This window comes from Phytomonospora endophytica, from assembly GCF_014202425.1.
In the GTDB taxonomy this organism is placed as follows: domain Bacteria; phylum Actinomycetota; class Actinomycetes; order Mycobacteriales; family Micromonosporaceae; genus Phytomonospora; species Phytomonospora endophytica.
In genome coordinates, this window is record NZ_JACHGT010000006.1 from 366362 (window position 1) to 384696 (window position 18335).

Consider the following 18335-nt stretch of genomic DNA (forward strand, 5'->3'; position numbering starts at 1 on the left):
GCGGTCCGGGCTCCGCATTCCCGCGCGTTTCCGTTCGCGAGGCCTCCCACTCCGAACCCCGCGTCTCTCGCGCCGCTCGTATTCGCGGGAGACTCCCACTCCGGGTCCGCCCCGCGTGGTGTTCGGTGTTCGGGCACACCGCACACCGCACACCGCATTCCGCCCTGCGCGTCTCGCGCTGTTCGCGTTCGGGTGGCCCGGGCTTCGCGTTCCCCGCGTGCTCGTTTTGGGTGGACCGCGCCCAGCGTGTTGCTCGTGTTCCAGGAGCCCCCTCCCCGCGCGTTGCTCGGTGTTCGGGCGGTCCGCGCCGTGCCTCCTCCCGCGTGCTTGTGTTCGCAAGGCCTTCAACCCGCGTCCCGTGCCTTCCGCTGCTGCATTCGAGTAGCCCGTCCCCCTTACGCAGCTCGCGTTCGGCGGTCCGCCCGCGCGGTGCTTGCATTCGAGTGGCCCGTGCCCCTCACGCAGCTCGCGTTCGGGGGCCCGCACGCGCGGTGCTTGCATTCGAGTAGCGAGCACCTCTCAAGCTGCTCGCGTTCGCCCGCCCTGCGCGCTCGCGTTTGCGTTGCCCGCATCCCGCTCCCCGCTCCCCGCTCCCCGCGCTGCTCTTGCTCGGGTGGCCCGCACCCCGCACACGGGGAGGGCCGCGACTCCTCGCGTGCGGGCTCATGGCGTGTTCCGGCGTCGTCGGGGTGCGACGGAGTGGTGGGGCCGGATTCACCACGTGGGTTCCTCCGGTTCCATCGCGGCCACGGCGTCGCCGGTCACCGTGAACGGCGGCAGCAGGTCGCCGAGGAGACTCACCTCGGCGCTGACCTCGGCGCGGAAGGTGTCACCTTCCGCGCCGGCGGAGACGCTCGCGCCGGGAGGGGCGCGGCGGTGTGCGGCGTCGGCGGCCGACTCGCCGCGTGCGCCGGCGAGCGCCCCTTCCCGTGCGGCGTCGAGGCATTCGAGGCGGGTCGTGACGGCGTCGACGGCGGTCAGTCCGGCGGTCAGCAGCAGAACGGCGGCGGGCAGGACGACGGCGAACTCGGCGGTCACCGAACCGCGGTCGCGCCGGAACCGTTTCGTGACGGTGACCCGTGTCATGACAGCGCCCTTTCGATGATGTCGGTGAGCGCGCCGGTCACGGCCCCCGAGGTGAGGACTTTCAGCAGGATCGCGGCGAAGGCCGCGGCGGCGATCGCGACCATCGCGTACTCCGTCGAGATCGACCCGCGTTCGCCGCGGAGGCGGCGGGTTTTCGTGCTCGGCATCGGCCGGTCCTTTCGCTAGTGGGTTGGCATGACGTCGCCGAGGACGGCGACGACGACCGGGACGAGTCCCATGAGCACGAACGCGGGCAGGAAGCACAGCCCGACGGGCATGACCACGAGCACTCCGGCGCGTTCGGCGGCGGCCTCACCGGCGTGCGCGGCGGCTTCGCGCGCCTCCTCGGCGAGGCGGCGCAACCCGGTGGCCAGCGCGGCCCCCGAGCCGCTGCTGCGGGCGGCCGCGGCGAGCAGCCGTTCCCCGCCGGGGAGCCCCGCGAGCGGACGCCAGGCCTCGTCGGGTTCGGCCCCGTCGTCGAGGGAGTCGGCGACGACGCGCAGGCGCTCGGCGAGAGGTGCCGCCGACGCCGCCGCGACCGTGCGGACGGCGGTGACCGTCGGCGAGCCCGCGGTCAGGCAGGCGGCGAGCAGATCGAGCGCGAACGGGAGCTCGTCGGTGGCGATGAGGCGGGCGCGCTGGACTTCGCGGGACTCTCTGGTGCGCAGGGCGCGGTCGACGGCGTAGGCCGCGAGGCTCCCGGCCACCACGCCGGTGAGCGGGCCGAGCACGGTCACCGCGGTGGCGAGGACGAGCACGGCCAGCGCCGGGCCCGCGGCTTTCGCCCGCAGCCTCTCCCGGAGCGTCGGCGGTGCCTGGGACATGCCGAGCCCGCGCAGCCGCGCGACGGGCCTCATTCCCGGCTCCGGGATGGCTCGGGCACGCGGTGGCGGTGGACGGGGCCGACGGCGCGCACGGCCGGGGCGTCCTCGCCGAAGCGGATCTCGGCGTGCCAGGGGGCGAAGAGGTGCCAGGGCCAGAAACCGTCCCCGGCGGAGCGGTCGTCGGGCGGGTCGGCGAGTCCGGTGCACGTGGTCATGACGGAACCTCCTTGGGTGCGGTGAGCCGCCGGGACCAGGTCAGGCCCAGCAGTTGCAGTGCGACCGCGGCCGATGCGCAGACCGCGCCGACCGGGGTGTGGAACAGGACGCCGAGGACGTCGCCGCCGAGGGCCGAGCCGAGCAGGAGCCCGGCGGCGGGAAGCGCGGCGAGCAGGACGGTCGTGGCGCGCGAACCGCTGACGTGCACGGCGGCGCGGGCGTCGCGGCGGAGCCGGGCGCGGAGGTCGGCGTCGAGGCGGTCGAGGATGTCGGCGCAGGCGGCGCCGGTGGTGTCGGCGACCTGCCAGGCCGCGCGGAGTCTGCGCCGGGCGGTGCGGCAGAGGGGATCGTCGACGGCGGGCAGGGCCGCGAGGACCTCGTGTACGGCCCGGTGGGCGGGGACGCCGGCGCGCAGGTCTGCGGCGAGGAGGGTGATGGCGCCCCGGGTGCGTTCACGCGCCACGGCGGCCTCGCGAACACGGCGGCTCCGGTGTAGCGCGAGGAGCCCGGCGGTGCCGTAGACGAAAGCGAGGAAGGCCGCGACCGGCCCCTGCCACGCGAAGGCCGCGAACCCCGCCAGGGCCAGGGCCGCGGCGGCCGCACGCCGGGAACGCAGTGGCGACAGGCCTTTCAGCCGGTCCTTCGCCGACGGCCGCGCGGCCACGGCAGGGCCGAGCGCGGCCAGCCGGGCGCGCACGCGAGTCGTGCGGGTGCTCAGCATCGGCCCGCCTCCAGGACCTCCGGCACGGCGACGGCACGGTCCCGCAGCATCCCGGCCAGTTCGGCCGCGGCGGGACCCGCGCCCGTTCCCGCACACCACGCCGGCACCGCCCGCACGCCGCGCCCGTCGGGTCCGAGCCGCAGCAGACTCACCTCGTCGAGGACTCGCCCGGCCGCAGTCCGGCGCAGGTGCAGGACCATCCGCAGGGCCGCCGCGACCTGGGCGTGCAGGCCCGCGCGGTCGAGTCCGTGCGGGAGGGCGAGCGCTTCGAGACGGGCGGGAACGTCGGCGGGGCTGTTGGCGTGGATCGTCCCGGCGCCGCCGTCATGGCCGGTGTTGAGGGCGGTGAGCAGCTCGGCGACCTCGGCGCCGCGGCACTCGCCGACGACGATGCGGTCGGGGCGCATCCGCAGCGCTTGGCGCACCAGGTCCTTGAGCTCGACCGAACCCGCTCCCTCCACATTGGACGTGCGTGCTTCCAGGCTCAGGACGTGCGGGTGGTCGGGGCGCAGCTCGGCGGCGTCTTCGACGATGACGATGCGTTCGGCGGGCGCGACGAGGCCCAGCAGCGCGCTGAGCAGGGTGGTCTTGCCGCTGCCCGTGCCGCCGGTGACCAGCAGCGCGAGCCGGGCGGCGACGAGCGCGGACAACAGTTCGGCGGCGCCCGGGGTGAGGGTTCCGGCGGCGATGAGTTCGGGCAGCGTGAAGGCGCGGGCGCGGAACATGCGCAGCGACAGGTATGGGCCGTTGACCGCGACGGGAGGCAGGACGGCGTGCAGGCGCGTCCCGTCGGCGAGCCTGGCGTCCACGTAGGGATGCGCGTCGTCCAGGCGGCGGCCGCAGGCCGCGGCGAGGCGCTGGGCGAGCCGCCGGACGGCCTTGGCGCCGCCGAGCTCGGCTTCGACGCGTTCCAGGCCGTGCCCACGGTCTGCCCAGACCTGCCCGGGGCCGTTGACGAGCAGGTCGGTGACCTCGGGGTCGCAGACGAAGGGTTCCAGGGGGCCCGCGTCATCGAGGGTGTTCATGCCGCCCCTTCCCCTGGCGCCGAAGGTCGTGTGCCATGACGTTCGTTCATGCCGCGACCTCTTCGAGGTCGGCGAGCAGATCCGCGCAGAGCCCGGCGATGCGGCTGCGGTCGCGGAGGTGCTCGAAGGAGCCGTGGTGGAGGCGGGCGGCAAGCCCGGGTTCGGACTCGTAGACCGCGCCGAGCGGGACGCCGAGGGTACGGGCGATGTCCTCGGGTGGGAGGGAGACTCCCGGCGTCCTGCGGACGAGGAGGCGCGGTGGCTCCCAGTGGGGCGCGTAGGCGGTGACGACGCTGCGGGCGGCGGCGCTGCCGTGCACGTCGCCGCGGACGACGAGGTAGCCGCTGGTACAGCGTTCGGCGACGCGGGCCGCGGCGGCGTCGGGACGGCGGGGAAGGTCGGCGACGACGAGGTCGAACTCGCGGCGGGCGGCGTCGAGGAGACGCTCGGCGAGGCCGGGCGGGACGGGCGCGGCCGGGTCGAGGCTCAGAGGGTCGGGGCCGCGCGTCGACAGGAGGGCGAGATGGTCGTCGTGGGGGAGGGCAGCGAAGAGCTCGGCGGGCGGCTCCTCGATCTCGGGCCAGCGCAGGCCTTCGTGCCGTTCCCAGGCGAGAAGCAGGTCGAGGCCGCCGCCGAGCGGATCGAAGTCGGCCAGGAGGGTCCGGGCGTCGTTCCTGGCCGCGCGGACGGCGATCGCGGCGGCCATGACGCTCGACCCGGCGCCGCCTCCACCGCCGACGACGCCGATTACCGGGGCCAGGGCGACTTCCTCGGGTGCGAACCAGCGTGTCAGCCAGGCGTGCGCGGCGGTGAGGGGCGCGACGTAGGAGGCGCCGATGCGGACCGCCGCGCCCCACGGCTGGGTTCGGGCGCCCGGATCGTCGGGCAGGAGCACCGCGACGCGTTCCCGTTGTGGCAGGCCGGCCCGTGCGCAGGCCTCGGCCGCGTCCGGACCGATGACGACGCAGGGCGAGCGCGACCAGTAGCGCCGGGCCGCCTCCGGGTCCGGGGCGACGACCGGGTCGAGCCGCGCGGCGGCCGTGATGCGGAGCAGACCGTCGAGGACGGTGGTGTCGGCGGTGATGAACAGGGGCCGTTCGGTGCTGGTTTCGGTCGACATGAGTGCGTCGCTCCTGATTCGGGCCGGATGTGACACCTCGACGTTCCCCGACGAGCGCTTTCCGCGCCAGGAGCGACGGCGGAGGCCTGTGGATAGCCGGGCGCTTGTGGATAACTCGGTCTATAGCGAAGACCGCTCGGGTTCGGCGGGTGGTCACCGGGACGGGTGAACCGCTCCCCGTCGTGGGGGAGGCCGGTGGCCACACCGCCGCGCGAGGCTCACCCCATGCCGACGTACAGCACCGCCACCGCCCGTCCCGCCCTCGCCGTCGTGCGCAAGGCGGCGGGCCTCGCCGCGGCGGGAGCCGTCGGGCTCTACCTCGCCGTGAAAGTCGTGTGGGTCGTCGCCGCGCTCGTCAGCGGGCGAGGGGGCGGAGCGGACTGGATCGCCTTGAACGTCGTCACCATCGGGATGGCCGGGATCGGCGTCGCACTGGGACTGGCGCTCGCGATGCCCTGGGGTGCGAGGCTTTCCGCCCGGCTCGTGGTCTTCGTGGCCTGGGTCGGCGCCGGATTCCTCGTGCCGATGATCCCGTTCATGGCGGTGCGCGGCTTCATCGACGGCGGCGGTGAAACGGAGAGCGTCATGCCCGCGTGGCACGAGGCGCTCCTGGTCCTCGGGTTCGGCGGAATGGCACTGGGTCTGGCCGTCGCGGTGCCGCTATACCTGCTCGAACGGTGGCCGGGATCCGCCGCCCGCACGGCGAAGCGCATCACACCACTGTGGACTGTCGGTGGTGCGATCGCACTCGCGGCGTTGTGGACGTACTGGGCGGCCGGTGGAGAGTTCGGCATGACCGGGAACGTCGCTCTCACGGCGCCCGATCGCCTGCTGCTGGCCAATTCGGCGCTGTGGGCGCTGATCGGGGCCGCGGCCACGCGGCTGCCGGCCCTCTGCTTCATCGCGTCGGGCTCACTGTTCGCCTGGTGCTCCTGGAAACTGCTCGCGACGGTCACCGCGCCGGGAGGTTTCGCCCCCGCCGAGCTCGTGCCGGTCGCGGTCGTCGAGTACGGGCTGGGCGCGGCCGTCGGCGCGGCCATGCTGGCCGGTCTGGTCCGCGCCTACAGGCTCTTGCTGTAGTAGACGAGGGTCCATTTCGGGAAGGCGCGCCGATGCGTTTCCTCGTAACCGATCCGGCGGTAGAAGGCCATCGCCTCGGGCATGTTCGTGGCGGTGTCGAGGTGGGCGAAGCGGTAGCCGACGTCCCGCGCGCGCTTCTCCAGCGCCGCCATCACCGCGCGGCCCACGCCGAGGCGGCGGGTCGCCGGATGCACGCGGATGTTGCGGACCTCGACGCCGTCGGCGGCTCCCGGTCCGGCCGCGCGGATGCCGCCGCATCCGACGACGCGGCCCTGGAACTCCGCGACCAGGAAGGCGATGTGGGACGCGGGATCGCCGATGTCGGCGAAGGCCTCGGGCGGACCGGCCGCCTCCGGCAGCGCGATCGGCCGCCCCGGATCGCCGGTGGCGCCGACGTTCGGCAGCGACGCGAGTGTCCACAGTGTACGAAGATCGTCCGGCCGGGCGTCCCGGACGGTGATCAGCGGACCGGGCGTGTGCGAGGTCAGCGCGAACAGTTCGTCGACGCCCAGCGGGCGTTCCAGGAGGTTCAGCACGGTCACGTTGTTCCCGGCCCGGTCGGCGGTGTCTTCGAGGCGGTAGGCCGACTCCCACCTGTCCTCGGCCCGCCGCGACTCGTCGACCTTCCCGTCGCGGATCCGCACGTGGTGGTGGTATTCGAGGCACAGCCGGTCGTCGGGCGTCTGCCGCCAGGTGAACGCGCGGATGTCGGCGCCGCGAGGACCCGCCAGCTCGTACCAGCCGGTCCCGTCGGGCATCAGGGCGACCGAAGCCGCCTCCTTGCCGCCCAGGTAGAGGGGATCGGTGTGCCACAGACCGGTGAGGGACATGACGATCATGGTGCCGCGCGAAACCCTCCTTGTCCAATCATTAGGGTCCCTGACCATTGAGGCCGCGGGCGCGGGGGTCGCGCAGCCAGTCCAGCACCACCCGCAGCACGGCGAGGGAACCCGCCTTGTCGAGCGGTTCGTTGCCGTTTCCGCACTTCGGGGACTGGACGCACGACGGGCAGCCGGCCGGGCACTCGCACGCCCGAATCGCCTGCCGGGTCGCCGAGAGCCACGTCTCGATCGCCTCGAACCCTCGTTCGGCGAAGCCCGCACCGCCCGGATGCCCGTCGTAGACGAAGATCGTCGGGGTCCCGGTGTCGGCGTGTTCGGCGGTCGACAGGCCGCCGATGTCCCAGCGGTCGCAGGTCGCGACCAGTGGCAGCAGGCCGATCGCGGCGTGCTCGGCGGCGTGCAGCGCACCGGGAACGTCCTGTTTGGACAGTCCGGCGTCGGTCAGCGCGGAAGGCGCGATCGTCCACCACACCGCGACGGTGCGCAGGGACCGCCGGGGCAGGTCCAGCGGATGCTCGTCGATGATCTGTCCACTGGGGACACGACGGCGCTGGTAGCCGGTGATCTGGCCGGTCACGTCGACCTCGCCGAGGTAGGCCGCGACCGGTCCGGCGTCGACCCGGCGGGTCACCGACAGGACCGTCAGATCGGTGACATCGCGGGGATGCGTGGTCCAGTCGGGATTGGCCGCGTGCACCATCGCCGTCGCGTCGTCGAGGTCGAGAGTGTCCACAATGTACGTTCGGCCCTGGTGCGGGTAGACCGCGCCGGGATGGGTCAGGAAGTGCGAGGACGCCGCGTCGACGGTCCCCAGCAGCTGCCCGCTGTCGCCCTCGACGACGGCGATCGGCTCGCCGCCCGTGCCGCGCAGCGACAACTCCGGCCGGTCGTGGCGCGTCCAGAACCAGCCCGCCTTGCGTTTGCGCAGCAGACCGGCCTCGCACAGCATCTCCAGCGCGGCGGCCGCGGCCTCACCGCCGAACAGCTCGACGTCGGCGTCCTTGAGATGCGACTCCGTCGCCGCCCGGCACAGGTGCGGCGCCAGGACGTAGGGATTGGCCGGGTCGAGGACGGTCGCCTCGACGGGACGGTCGAAGATCGCCTCGGGGTGGTGCACGAGGTAGGTGTCCAGCGGATCGTCGCGGGCGACCAGGATCGCCAGGGCCTCGCGTCCGGCCCGCCCGGCGCGGCCCGACTGTTGCCACACCGACGCCAGTCGCCCCGGGTATCCGGCGAGCAGTACGGCGTCGAGACCGGCGATGTCGACGCCCAGTTCGAGGGCGTTCGTCGCGGCGAGGCCGAGGATGTCGCCGTCGCGCAGCCGCCGCTCCAGCTCCCGCCGCTCCTCGCGCAGGTAGCCCGCGCGGTAGGCGGCGACCCGGCCCGGCAGGTCGGGGTCCACATCGGACAGTGCCTGCCGGGTGATGCTCGCGACCGCCTCCGCGCCCCGCCGCGACCCCACGAACGCGACCGTCCGCACCCCGAGGGTGACCAGGTCGGTGAGGAGGTCGGCGGACTCGGTCAGCGTCGACTTGCGCACCGGCGCGCCGCCCTCGCCGGTGAAGTCGGGCAGCAGCGGCGGCTCCCACAGCGCGAAGGTCGTGCCCGCGCGCGGGGACGCGTCGGTGGTCACCGCGTGCACGTCGGCGCCGGTGAGGCGGGACGCGGTGTACGCGGGGTCGCCGGTCGTCGCCGAGGCCAGCACGAACACCGGCTCGGCCCCGTACAGCGCCGCCACCCGTCGCAGGCGGCGCAGGAGGAGCGCGACGTGCGAACCGAAGACACCGCGGTAGGTGTGGCATTCGTCGACGATCACGTACTTGAGGCGTTTGAGGAACCTCGCCCACCGTTCGTGCCGGGGAAGCATGCCGTGGTGCAGCATGTCCGGATTCGACAGCAGGAGACGCGCGTGGCGGCGGAGCCATTCGCGCTGCTCGTAGGGCGTGTCGCCGTCGAAGACCGCGGCGGTGATCTCGCCGAGTTCCAGCTCGCCGATCGAGCGCATCTGGTCGGCGGCGAGGGCCTTGGTCGGGGAGAGGTAGAGGGCGCAGGCGGCGTCGTCGGCGAGCATGTCCGACAGGGCCGGGAGCTGGTAGGCGAGGGTCTTGCCGGACGCCGTGCCGGTGGAGATGACGACGTGGCGGCCGGCGTGGGCGGCCTCGGCGGCCTCGACCTGGTGGGTCCAGGGTGCCTCGACGCCCTGTTTGGCGAGGGCCGCGCGCAGCTCGGCGGGGACCCACGCGGGCCACTCGCCGGTCGTGCCGCTCTGGGCGGGGATGCGCCGGACGTGCCGCAGTGAGTCCTTGTCGCGGCTGACGCGGAGCCGTTCCAGGAGCTCGGTGGGGACGGAGGTGCGCCTCATGGTGTGAGCGTGGCACAGGGGTGGGGCGGGGGTGGTGGTGGGCGGGTGCCGCGCGTCTCGCCGGCCGGGTCCGCGGATCACTTCGGCGAGGGACCGGGGAGAGGGCGCCGGGGCGCGCCGGGTTCCGGTCGGGCGTGGCGCTTGCCGGGGCTCGTCTCGGTCGAGGTCCGCGGGATGGCCGTTATCCACAACCGGCCGGTTGTCCACAAGCTCTCCGCGAAGGTGTTTTCGGCCCGGGCGTGGAATGTGCTTGACTGGTTTCGGGATGGTTTGCCCCCGGTTGGGGTGGGGTATCACCACCCGCCCGTTCGATGTGCGTCCCGTCTCTCCCGCCGGGCTTCGCGCCCGGGCCGCGCTCAGCCCGCTAACCTGTCCTTGCGGTGAGGCGACCGGCGGAAGAATGATGAGTACGGTCGAGTTGAGACCTACTACGGCCCCGGCGCCGACCTGTACGGGAGGGTAAATGGAACTCGCGCTGTCCACGCAGACCGACGGTGACCGCTCGGTCGTCGCGGCCCGTGGGGAGATCGACCTGTATTCGGCCCCCGGCCTGCGCGAACGCCTGCGCGCGCTGGTGACCGACGGCGTCCGGCATCTCACGGTCGACATGAACGGCGTTGAGTTCTGCGACTCGACCGGCCTCGGCGTGCTCGTCGGCACGCTCAAACGGCTGCGTGAGGTGGGCGGCACCCTGGTGATCGTGTGCAACCAGGAGCGCATCCTCAAGATCTTCCGGCTGACCGGACTGGACCAGATCTTCGACATCCAGGACACCGCCAGTCCGGCCGGTTCGTGACGATGCCGGTGGTGAGGGTCAGCTTCACTCCGGCGCCGGCTCATGTACGGACCGTCCGACTCGTCGCCGGTGCGGCGGCGCAGCAGGCGGGACTCAAAGGCGAGGCCGTCGACGAGGTTCGCTTCGCCGTCGGTGAGGCGTGCGCGCAGGCCGTCGCCCGGCATCAGCGTCACGACCTGCGCGAACGCGTCCTCGTCGAATGCGACTCCAGCGGCGCGGGCTTCACCGTCCGCGTGTCCGACCGCGCGCCCGTCGACGACGCCGCCAACAGCGACCCGGTCGCCATGGCGCTCCTCTCGGGCCTCGTCTCCGACCTGCGCATGACCTCCACGGTCGACCCGCCCGGCACGACGGTGCACCTCTACTTTCGCTGACCCCCGGGCGTATGGGTCCTGTCACGTCCTGCCCGCGTACGTCGTACCCATGTCCTATGGTTCGTCCATGACTACGTACGTGCTGGTCCCGGGTGCCTGGGGAGGCGCCTGGCTGTGGGAGCCCGTGACACGCGACCTCCGCGCTCGCGGCCACGAGGTCCACCCCGTCACGCTCCCCGGCCTGTCGGCGCACGCCGCCGAACCGGCCACCGCCGTCACCCTCGCCGAACACGTGACCGCCGTCCACGAGCTCATCGAGCGCATGGACCTGACCGACGTCGTCCTCGCCGGTCACAGCTACGCCGGGATCGTCACCGGCCAGGTCGCCGCCGCCGAACCCGAACGGGTCGCGCACGCCGTCTTCGTCGACGCGAACCTCCCCGTCGAAGGCGAGAGCCTGGTCGGCGCGTTCTCACCCGCCGGACAGGACCACATGCACGAGTCGATCGCCGCCAACGGCGGCATGTGGCTGCCCCCGACCCTCGAAGAGCTCGCCGGCGCCGGTCTCGACGGCCCGCAGGCGGAGCTGTTCGTCTCCCGCGCGGTCCCGCACCCCGGCCTCACGGTCACCCAGCCCGCCGCGCTCGCGCGTCCGCTGTCGCAGCTGCGCGCGACCTACGTCAACTGCACCGTCCCGAACCCGGCGATCCCGCAGGCGGCCGAGGCGCTGCGCGAGGCTCCCGGCTGGACTTTCACCGAGATCGCGACCGGCCACTGGCCGATGCTCACCGCTCCCGTGGAGCTTGCCGAAATCCTTCTTAAAGCCGGTTAAGCAAGCCCGGGAGGACTCGACACCCCGGGTACTGTGCGCGCATGGCAGGACGTCAACTGTGGACCTTAAGGCGCGTGGCGGCGCGCGGGGTCGAGATCGCCTTTCGTGACACGGGGGCCGCCGCCCCCGGCGAGCTGCTCGGCTGGGACGACCCGGGCGCGCTTCCCCCGGAGATCTCCTCGAAGGCCGACGAGTGGCACGGGGTGCCGGTCGTCCTGCTGCACGGTCTGTCGGGGGACGGCCGCGGCTGGACCGACTTCGCCCGGCGCCTGGCCGTGGCGGGCCGCCGCGCGATCGTGCCCGACCTGCGCGGGCACGGCCACAGCGGCCGCGCCGACGACTACACCTTCGCCGCCTTCCGCGACGACATCCTCGACCTCCTTGACGAGCTCGGCGTCGAACACGCCGACCTCGTCGGCCACTCCCTGGGCGGGCATGTCGCCTCGATGGTCGCGCAGGAACGCCCGAAGCTGGTGCGGCGCCTCGTCATTGAGGAGAGCCCGCCCCCGCCGCGCAACGAGGACGAGGCGATGCCCTTCGCCGACCGCGCCCGGCGGCCGCGCGTGCGGATGAGTGCGTGGGCGGTCCTGCGCAGTGTGCCGACGCTGCTGCGCTTCGACCAGCGCGCGCTCGGGCACGTCGCGCCCGCCTACCGCACGCCGACGCCCGACTGGTGGGCGGCGCTGCCCGACATCACCGCCGAGACGCTGATCCTCTACGGCGGCCCGACCGGGCCCGTGCCCGCCGACCGGCTCGCCGCGCAGGCCGAGGCCATCCCCGACTGCCGCGTCGTCACCTTCGACGACGCCGGGCACCGGATCCACTCCACCCGGCCGGACGACTTCGCGGCGGCGGTGCTGGGGTTCTTGACGGCTTGAGCGGGGTGCGGGGAGTGAGTGGGGGCCGGGTGCGCGCCGGGGATCTGCCGCTCACGGTCGTGGACCGTACGGGTGTCGGCCGAGCGGTGAGTTGAGGCGCGGAGGGTGTTGACGTGCGCGCAGGCGGTGCCGCGAGTTCCCGCCCGCGCCGACGCGCCCGGGCTGCGGTCGTGGCGGGTTCTCGTGTGGCCGAGTGGCTGGTCGTGGCGCGGAGGGTGTCGGTGTGCGTGTCGACGGTGCCGCAGATCTGCCGCTCACGGTCGTGGACCGTACGGGTGTCGGCCGAGCGGTGGGCTGAGGCGCGGAGGGTGTCGACGTGCGCGCAGGCGGTGCCGCGAGTTCCCGCCCGCGCCGACGCGCCCGGGCTGCGGTCGTGGCGGGTTCTCGCGCGGTCGAGTGGCTGGTCGCGCGTTCCTGCCCGCGCGGTCGTTGCGGCGAGCCGTGGTGCGGCCGGCGTCGACGCGACCGTCCTCACCCCTTGAGCGGCGACCCGTAGCGCAGCAGGTTCCCATCGGTGTCCACGTGCGCGCCTTCGCGCAGGCCGTACGGGGTGTCGACGGGCGCCACGAATCTCCCGTCCGCGCCCGCTGCGGCCCACTCGGCGGCGAGGGCGTCGGCGTCGTCGATGTACAGGTACACCGACACCAGCGACCGCGAGGGCTCGATCTCGTCGACCTGGGCGAGGTGGAGCTCGACGTCGCCGCGTCTGGCGAAGGCGTAGGGTTCGGCGCCCTCATAGGCCGTGACGGCGAATCCGAGCGTGCGGTAATGCCCGATGGCGGCGGTGATGTCGCCGACGGGCAGGACAGGCGAGACCGACCTGAAGGTCACCATGCCCGCAGCCTAGGCCGCGGGTCCGACAATTCCGCTCGGACCGCGCGAACCTAGCCGAGACCTTCGAGGAGACCCTGCACGTCCGGGCTGACCGGCCCGGGTGTCTCGCCGGGCTTGACCCACTCGTAGGCGTCGTGCTCCTCGGCGCTGAGCCGTACCGGCTCGTGCGCGGCGACCCGGATCTCCCAGTTGTGCTGGCGCATGCTGATCCCGCGCGAGGTGTAGTCGAAGGAACCCAGGTAGGCGCCGACCTTTTCCACGACCAGGCCGGTCTCCTCGAACACCTCCCGCCGCAGCGCGGTGTACAGGTCCTCGCCCGGGTCGACCTTGCCCGACGGGAGTTCCCAGCGTCCGGCGAGGTACTCGGCGGGGGCACGGCGCAGCAGCAGGATCAGCCCGTCGTGGCTGATCACTCCGCCGACGACCTGCTGTTCGATCCCGTCGCGGCCGTCGGTCTCGTTGAGGCTTGCGAGTTCTTGCATTGCGGTCCCTTCGGCTCGGCGTAGCGAGCGTACGGGGTCCGCGCTCAACCCGGCGTACCGAGCCAGAGGCGGCCGAGGCGGAAGTCGACGAGCGCGACCCGGCCGTCGGCCAGTCCGACGGGGAGCGCGGCGGTGGCCGGGACGGCGAGTTCCGTTCCGCCGGGCAGGAGCAGGCGGTCGCAGGGGGCACCGAGCAGGACGAGGGTCCCCGCCGGGCCGGGACCGGTCGCCACCCCGTCCCACGCGCACCCGGGGCCGGTCGCGGCGGTCCACTCGGTGCCGTCGACGGAGACGAGAGTGGCGGCCGTGCCGTCGGCGTCGGCGCCGTAGGCGGTGAAGCCCGCGCCGTCGGGCACGAGAGCGTCGATCCCGTGCCGCCCTTCCGTTGCCGTGGCGCGTTTCCAGGTCGCGCCGGAGTCCCGCGTCCACCACAGCGTGTCGTCGTAGCCGCTCGAAGGAATGCCCAGCCGGACCGAGGCGATGACGAGTCCCTCCCCGTCGGTGGTGAGCAGCAGTGGCGCGGCCTCACCCGTCACGGGAACCCTGGTGAGGACCCAGTCGTGGCCGTTGCGGGAGCTCCAGACAGCGGGTTCACCGCCTTCACGGCCGACGACCACGAAAGCCGTGCCGTCCCACACGATCGCGCGCGGCTCGACGTCGTTTCCCCACTCGTTGCGGGCGGGCAGCCGCGTCAGCTCCCAGGTCCTGTCGCCACCGCCGAAACCGCCGACGGCCACGTAGCCGCGGTTGCGGCCTTCCAGGCCGGCACCGTCCTCAATGGCCAGTCCGGCGTAGAAGCCGGGGGCGCCCGCCGCGGAGTCGACGAACACCAGCGGGCGCTCGCCCTCGGCCTTCGCCGTCCACAGTGGACGAGGATCGGAGCAGTCACCGTCGGCCGACCAGACCGTGCCGCCCTCGCCGAAGGCCAGGTAGCAGCCGCCGGGCCAGGTCTCGACGCTGCGCGCGGCCAGTGCGAAGTCCTCGAAGTAGGACAGCCCGGTCGCCTCGTCGACCTTCGGTCCGGGTGGGGGATCGGTCTCGTGGTTGACGATCACGAGGACCGCGAAGGCGACGCAGAACACGGCGAGGGACAGCAGCGCGCGGACCCATCGCCGTACGCCGTGAACCGGCTCGCCGGCCGTCATGGCGCCTCCCTGACGAACACGCGCCCGTTGCCGGCGGCGACGACGCGGCCGTCGGGCAGCACGACGGCGTCGGCGACATCGCGACCGCATTCCAGGCCCTCGCTCGACCAGGTATCGCCGGTGCGGCGATGCACGACGTCGGCGCAGGCCTCGCCGTCGTCGCCGGCCATGCCGTCGGTGAAGACCATGAGCGTCCCGTCGCCGAGCGGAACGACCTCGCGGGCGGCGGAGTCGCGCCAGAACCCAGGGTCGGTCGTCCACTCACGGCCGTCCGCAGAGGACGCGAGCAGGATCGCGGGCCGCCCGGCGGTGTCGACGGAGGTCCCGGCGAGCTGGAACGCGGTGCCGTCGTGGGCGAGATCCTCGACGATTCCGCGCGGGGCGGCCGCCTCGGCCCAGGCATCGCCGTCGGAGCGCCAGACCGCGCCGGTCTCGGCGTCCTCGGCGGTGGCGGCCGCGAGTGTGGTGCCGCGCCCGTCGGAGGCCAGCGTGAAACGCTCCGAACCGGGTTCGCCGCCGGGAAGGCGCTGCTCGCGCCACGTCGCGCCATTGGGCGAGCGCCAGGTGACCGGTCCTTCGCCGTCGGTGCCGAGGACGATCAGATCGGTGCCGTCCCAGGCGATCGCGGCGGCCCGGGTGTCGGCGTCCGCGGTGACGGGGTGATACAGCCAGGCGCCCGGTGAGCCGGTGATGACCGCGACGCGGGCCGCGTCCTCGTGGTAGATCGTCAGGAGAAGGGCGTAGCCGTCGGCGAAGCGGGTGGCGGCGGGCAGGTCGGCGGTGGCGTCGGTCACGTCGGGCATTCCGGTCACGGCGCCCTCGTCGTCGCGGGGTGCCGCGCACTCCAGTCCTTCGCGCGGGCCGAGGGTCTCGACGACGATCTCGCCGGTGTCGCCGCCGACGCCGAGGACGCAGCCGTCGGGCAGGAGGAACAGCGCGGTGTGCTCGACGAGCCGGGAATCGTAGGCCCGCCAGGCGCCGAACCGCGTGTAGGACGGCGGTTCGGCCTCGTCCCCGGTGGAGTCCGCGCCGCCGGAGGTGAGTTTCCAGACCACCGCGACGAACACCAGCAGCCCTGCCACCGCGAGCGCGCGCAGGCGCGTGCGGCGGCGTTCGTGGAGGAGGTCGGCGTGGTCGCTCATGACGGCCGCGCGGGATCTAAGGTCTGGCTCCCCATGAACGGACGGTAGCCGATGTACGCATCCCCCGTCAGTCCCGTGGGAGCAGGACGCGGAAGGTCGCGCCTTCGCCGGGGGCGGTGTCGAGGCGGACGCAGCCGCCGTGGCCCGACACGATCGCGGCGACGATGGACAGCCCGAGTCCCGCGCCGGAGGCGGCCGCGCCGTGGTCGCGGACACGGCTGGGATCGGCGCGGTAGAGCCGTTCGAAGACGCGTTCGGCGTGTTCGGGGGCCAGGCCGGGGCCGGTGTCGGCGACCTCGATGACGGCGACGGGCCCGTCGGGGCGGGCGCCGACCTCGGCGACGTAGGACTCGTCCCTTGTGGACTCACCGAGCCGGATGGTGATGCTCGCCCCGGGAGGTGTGTGCCGCAGGGCGTTGGCGACGAGGTTGGCCAGAACCTGCCGCAGCCTCGGTTCGTCGCCGGGCACGGTCACCGGTTCGAGGATGTCCTGCCCTCGCAGGGGTTCCAGCGCGATGGGCCGGCCCGGGGCGCGGACGTGGGCGTCGCGGACGGTGTCGGCGGCGACGGCGAGCAGGTCGACGGGGCGCCGGTCGAGGGGGCGTTGCCGGTCGAGGGACGCCAGCAGCATCAGGTCGTCGACGAGGAGGCTCATGCGCGCCGACTCGTCCTCGATGCGGCCGATCGTGTCGTCGAGGATCGGCCCGGGCGGTGCCCCGCCGCGCCGGTACAGCTCGGCGAAGCCCTTGATGGAGGTCAGTGGGGTGCGCAGTTCGTGGGAGGCGTCGGCGAGGAACTGCCGCAGCCGGGCCTCGCTGGCCGCGCGGTCGTCGAGGGCCTGCTGGATCCGCGACAGCATGGTGTTCAGCGCTCCGCCGAGGCGGCCGGTCTCGGTGTGCGGATCGGTGTCGGGGACGCGCGAGTCGAGGTCGCCGTCGGCGATGCGGGCGGCGGTGGTCTCCATGCGCGTCAGGGGACGCAGCCCGATCCGCACGATCCACGAGGCGCCGACGGCGAGCAGTACCAGGATCAGCAGGCTCACGCCCCCGCCGATGAGGACGAGCCGGGTCACGGTGGAGTCGGTGCCGTTGAGGGACATCGCGACGACGCTGTAGCCGCCGCCGGAGTTGGCCGCGACCTCGACGCGCCACGTGCCACCGTCCTCATCGGACACGGTGAAGGGCTCGCCGTCGGCGGCGTGCGAGGCCAGGTCGCCGATTCCGGGAAGTGCGCTCGGGGTCTCGCCGAAGTCGGACTCCTGGGCGAATAGGTAGTTCCCGGCCGCGTCGTAGTAATAGAGCCGTGGAACGTCGAGCTGGTGGCCGGCGTCGCCTTTGCCGCCCGTGGGCGGGCGTGGTGCCGGGCTGTCCCCGGGCGGGCGGGTGGCGGCGAAGTGCGCGGTCTCGTCGAGCTGCCGGTCGACGCGTTCGGTGAGATATCCCCGAAGCAGCACCGCGGCCGTGCCGATCGCCGCCGTCAGCGCGACGGCGATGATGGCCACCGTCATCACCACCATCCGCGTGCGGACGGTCCAGTGGCTCCAGCGGCGCGGGGTCACCGCGTCCTCGGCACGCGCAGGGCGTACCCGACGCCGCGCACGGTGTGGATCAGCGGCGGCTCGCGGTGGTCGATCTTCTTGCGCAGGTAGTACACATAGGACTCGACGATGCGGCCGTCGCCGCCGAAGTCGTAGTTCCACACACGATCGAGGATCTGCGCCTTGCTGACCACGCGCCCGGCGTTGACCATCAGATAGCGCAGCAGATTGAACTCCGTCGGCGACAGGTCGATGTGCTCCCCACCGCGCCGGACCTCGTGGGCGTCCTCGTCGAGTTCCAGGTCGGCGTAGCGCAGGACGCCGTCGTCGGCGCTCGCCTTCGCCCGCCGCAGGATCGCCTGGACGCGCAGGATGACCTCTTCGAGGCTGAAGGGCTTGGTCACGTAGTCGTCGGCGCCGACGGTGAGGCCCGCGACGCGGTCCTCGACGGCGTGCCGTGCGGTCAGGAACAGGACCGGGACGTCGCCGCCCCTGTCGCGCAGGCGCCGGGCCACCTCGAAACCGTCCACGTCGGGCAGCATCACGTCGAGGATCACCAGGTCGGGCGCGAAGTCCTCGGCGACCCGCACGCCCTCGCCGCCGTCGTAGGCGACCTTCACGTCGAAACCGGTCAGCCGCAAGGTGGCCGACAGCAGCGCGCCGATGTTCGGCTCGTCGTCGACGACCAGGACCTTCGTCTTCGCCTGGGTCGTTGGCTGGCTCACCGGGGTCTCCTCACTGTCCGCTCCGGGCTCGGTGACCAGGGTGGCGCCCCCACCTCAAAGCCACCTCGGAGCCGGCTGGACGCGCGATGGGAACTGAGAGTGATGGTAACGGTGTGGACGGTGAGGAGAGGGAAGAAGTCCCGGCTCGATCACCGTCCGGAAAGTCGTCACCCCTTACGCACTTCACTCCGTAACGTGCCCGCGACCCGCACCCGCAGTGGCCGATATCTCTCCCGGCGGACGGCGGTGTTTCCGGCGGTGGCCCGAACGTCACGCGAAAACCGTGCCCCACCTGCAAGATCACCACGACCGGCCGTCCCGGATCCCGCCTGCGTAGGTGATCCCCGCCGGAACGTGAACCTGGGCCATGCTCA

At 73.2% G+C, this 18335-nt stretch carries 20 protein-coding genes; 5 read left to right on the plus strand and 15 right to left on the minus strand.

Annotated elements, in window-relative coordinates:
- Nucleotides 1-714: 714 nt before the first annotated feature.
- The 7 genes from HNR73_RS16155 to ssd are packed head-to-tail and all read right to left on the minus strand — an operon-like array spanning nucleotide 715 to nucleotide 4992.
- On the minus strand, nucleotides 715-1086 hold the full coding sequence (locus tag HNR73_RS16155; RefSeq protein WP_184788282.1) for a TadE family protein: 372 nt from the start codon (nucleotides 1084-1086) through the stop codon (nucleotides 715-717).
- Entirely contained in the window at nucleotides 1083-1253 is a 171-nt protein-coding gene (locus tag HNR73_RS16160) for a DUF4244 domain-containing protein (protein ID WP_184788283.1), read from the minus strand. The genes HNR73_RS16155 and HNR73_RS16160 overlap by 4 nt, the downstream gene beginning before the upstream one ends.
- A 15-nt stretch (nucleotides 1254-1268) precedes the next feature.
- On the minus strand, nucleotides 1269-1943 hold the full coding sequence (locus HNR73_RS16165; RefSeq protein ID WP_184788284.1) for a type II secretion system F family protein: 675 nt from the start codon (nucleotides 1941-1943) through the stop codon (nucleotides 1269-1271).
- On the minus strand, nucleotides 1940-2125 hold the full coding sequence (locus HNR73_RS16170; protein WP_184788285.1) for a hypothetical protein: 186 nt from the start codon (nucleotides 2123-2125) through the stop codon (nucleotides 1940-1942). The genes HNR73_RS16165 and HNR73_RS16170 overlap by 4 nt, the downstream gene beginning before the upstream one ends.
- Complete coding sequence (locus HNR73_RS16175) at nucleotides 2122-2847, minus strand: hypothetical protein (RefSeq protein ID WP_184788286.1); 726 nt, start codon at nucleotides 2845-2847, stop codon at nucleotides 2122-2124. The genes HNR73_RS16170 and HNR73_RS16175 overlap by 4 nt, the downstream gene beginning before the upstream one ends.
- Nucleotides 2841-4025 carry a TadA family conjugal transfer-associated ATPase gene (locus HNR73_RS16180; protein WP_373316585.1) on the minus strand — a complete coding sequence of 395 codons (1185 nt, stop codon included), beginning with the start codon at nucleotides 4023-4025 and terminating at the stop codon, nucleotides 2841-2843. The genes HNR73_RS16175 and HNR73_RS16180 overlap by 7 nt, the downstream gene beginning before the upstream one ends.
- Nucleotides 3919-4992 carry a septum site-determining protein Ssd gene (gene ssd / locus HNR73_RS16185; protein ID WP_184788288.1) on the minus strand — a complete coding sequence of 358 codons (1074 nt, stop codon included), beginning with the start codon at nucleotides 4990-4992 and terminating at the stop codon, nucleotides 3919-3921. Before ssd ends, HNR73_RS16180 begins: the two co-directional genes overlap by 107 nt.
- 225 nt (nucleotides 4993-5217) lie before the next feature.
- On the opposite strand from ssd, the gene HNR73_RS16190 reads away from it, so the two are divergent.
- Nucleotides 5218-6072: a hypothetical protein gene (locus tag HNR73_RS16190; protein ID WP_184788289.1), complete on the plus strand. Its 855-nt coding sequence runs from the start codon at nucleotides 5218-5220 to the stop codon at nucleotides 6070-6072.
- Here the strand turns inward: HNR73_RS16190 and HNR73_RS39820 are convergent.
- Entirely contained in the window at nucleotides 6054-6902 is an 849-nt protein-coding gene (locus tag HNR73_RS39820; protein ID WP_239121909.1) for a GNAT family N-acetyltransferase, read from the minus strand. The genes HNR73_RS16190 and HNR73_RS39820 overlap by 19 nt on opposite strands.
- 40 nt (nucleotides 6903-6942) lie before the next feature.
- On the minus strand, nucleotides 6943-9276 hold the full coding sequence (locus HNR73_RS16200) for a DNA 3'-5' helicase SftH (protein ID WP_184788290.1): 2334 nt from the start codon (nucleotides 9274-9276) through the stop codon (nucleotides 6943-6945).
- A gap of 463 nt (nucleotides 9277-9739) precedes the next feature.
- Between HNR73_RS16200 and HNR73_RS16205 the strand changes: the two genes are divergently transcribed.
- From HNR73_RS16205 to HNR73_RS16220, 4 genes are all read left to right on the plus strand, one after another.
- Nucleotides 9740-10072: an STAS domain-containing protein gene (locus tag HNR73_RS16205; RefSeq protein ID WP_184788291.1), complete on the plus strand. Its 333-nt coding sequence runs from the start codon at nucleotides 9740-9742 to the stop codon at nucleotides 10070-10072.
- Nucleotides 10073-10074: 2 nt separating this feature from the next.
- A complete protein-coding gene (locus HNR73_RS16210; protein WP_260337178.1) occupies nucleotides 10075-10446 on the plus strand; it encodes an ATP-binding protein in 372 nt (123 codons plus the stop codon).
- A 67-nt stretch (nucleotides 10447-10513) separates the two neighbouring features.
- Nucleotides 10514-11218, plus strand: coding sequence for an alpha/beta fold hydrolase (locus HNR73_RS16215; protein ID WP_184788293.1), 705 nt, complete (start codon nucleotides 10514-10516; stop codon nucleotides 11216-11218).
- 41 nt (nucleotides 11219-11259) lie between these two features.
- On the plus strand, nucleotides 11260-12096 hold the full coding sequence (locus tag HNR73_RS16220) for an alpha/beta fold hydrolase (RefSeq protein WP_184788294.1): 837 nt from the start codon (nucleotides 11260-11262) through the stop codon (nucleotides 12094-12096).
- A 471-nt stretch (nucleotides 12097-12567) separates the two neighbouring features.
- On the opposite strand, the gene HNR73_RS16225 is transcribed toward HNR73_RS16220, so the two are convergent.
- The 6 genes from HNR73_RS16225 to HNR73_RS16250 form a co-directional block, all read right to left on the minus strand.
- A complete protein-coding gene (locus tag HNR73_RS16225) occupies nucleotides 12568-12930 on the minus strand; it encodes a DUF8817 family protein (RefSeq protein WP_203685685.1) in 363 nt (120 codons plus the stop codon).
- 50 nt (nucleotides 12931-12980) lie between these two features.
- Nucleotides 12981-13412 (minus strand): NUDIX domain-containing protein, encoded by a 432-nt coding sequence (locus HNR73_RS16230; protein WP_184788295.1) that lies wholly within the window; start codon nucleotides 13410-13412, stop codon nucleotides 12981-12983.
- A 44-nt stretch (nucleotides 13413-13456) separates the two neighbouring features.
- Nucleotides 13457-14557 carry a hypothetical protein gene (locus tag HNR73_RS16235; RefSeq protein ID WP_184788296.1) on the minus strand — a complete coding sequence of 367 codons (1101 nt, stop codon included), beginning with the start codon at nucleotides 14555-14557 and terminating at the stop codon, nucleotides 13457-13459.
- Nucleotides 14554-15699 (minus strand): hypothetical protein, encoded by a 1146-nt coding sequence (locus HNR73_RS16240; RefSeq protein WP_184788297.1) that lies wholly within the window; start codon nucleotides 15697-15699, stop codon nucleotides 14554-14556. Before HNR73_RS16240 ends, HNR73_RS16235 begins: the two co-directional genes overlap by 4 nt.
- Nucleotides 15700-15766: 67 nt before the next feature.
- Complete coding sequence (locus HNR73_RS16245; protein ID WP_184788403.1) at nucleotides 15767-17206, minus strand: sensor histidine kinase; 1440 nt, start codon at nucleotides 17204-17206, stop codon at nucleotides 15767-15769.
- 47 nt (nucleotides 17207-17253) lie between these two features.
- Nucleotides 17254-17961 (minus strand): response regulator transcription factor, encoded by a 708-nt coding sequence (locus tag HNR73_RS16250; RefSeq protein WP_184788298.1) that lies wholly within the window; start codon nucleotides 17959-17961, stop codon nucleotides 17254-17256.
- Between the last annotated feature and the right edge of the window lie 374 nt (nucleotides 17962-18335).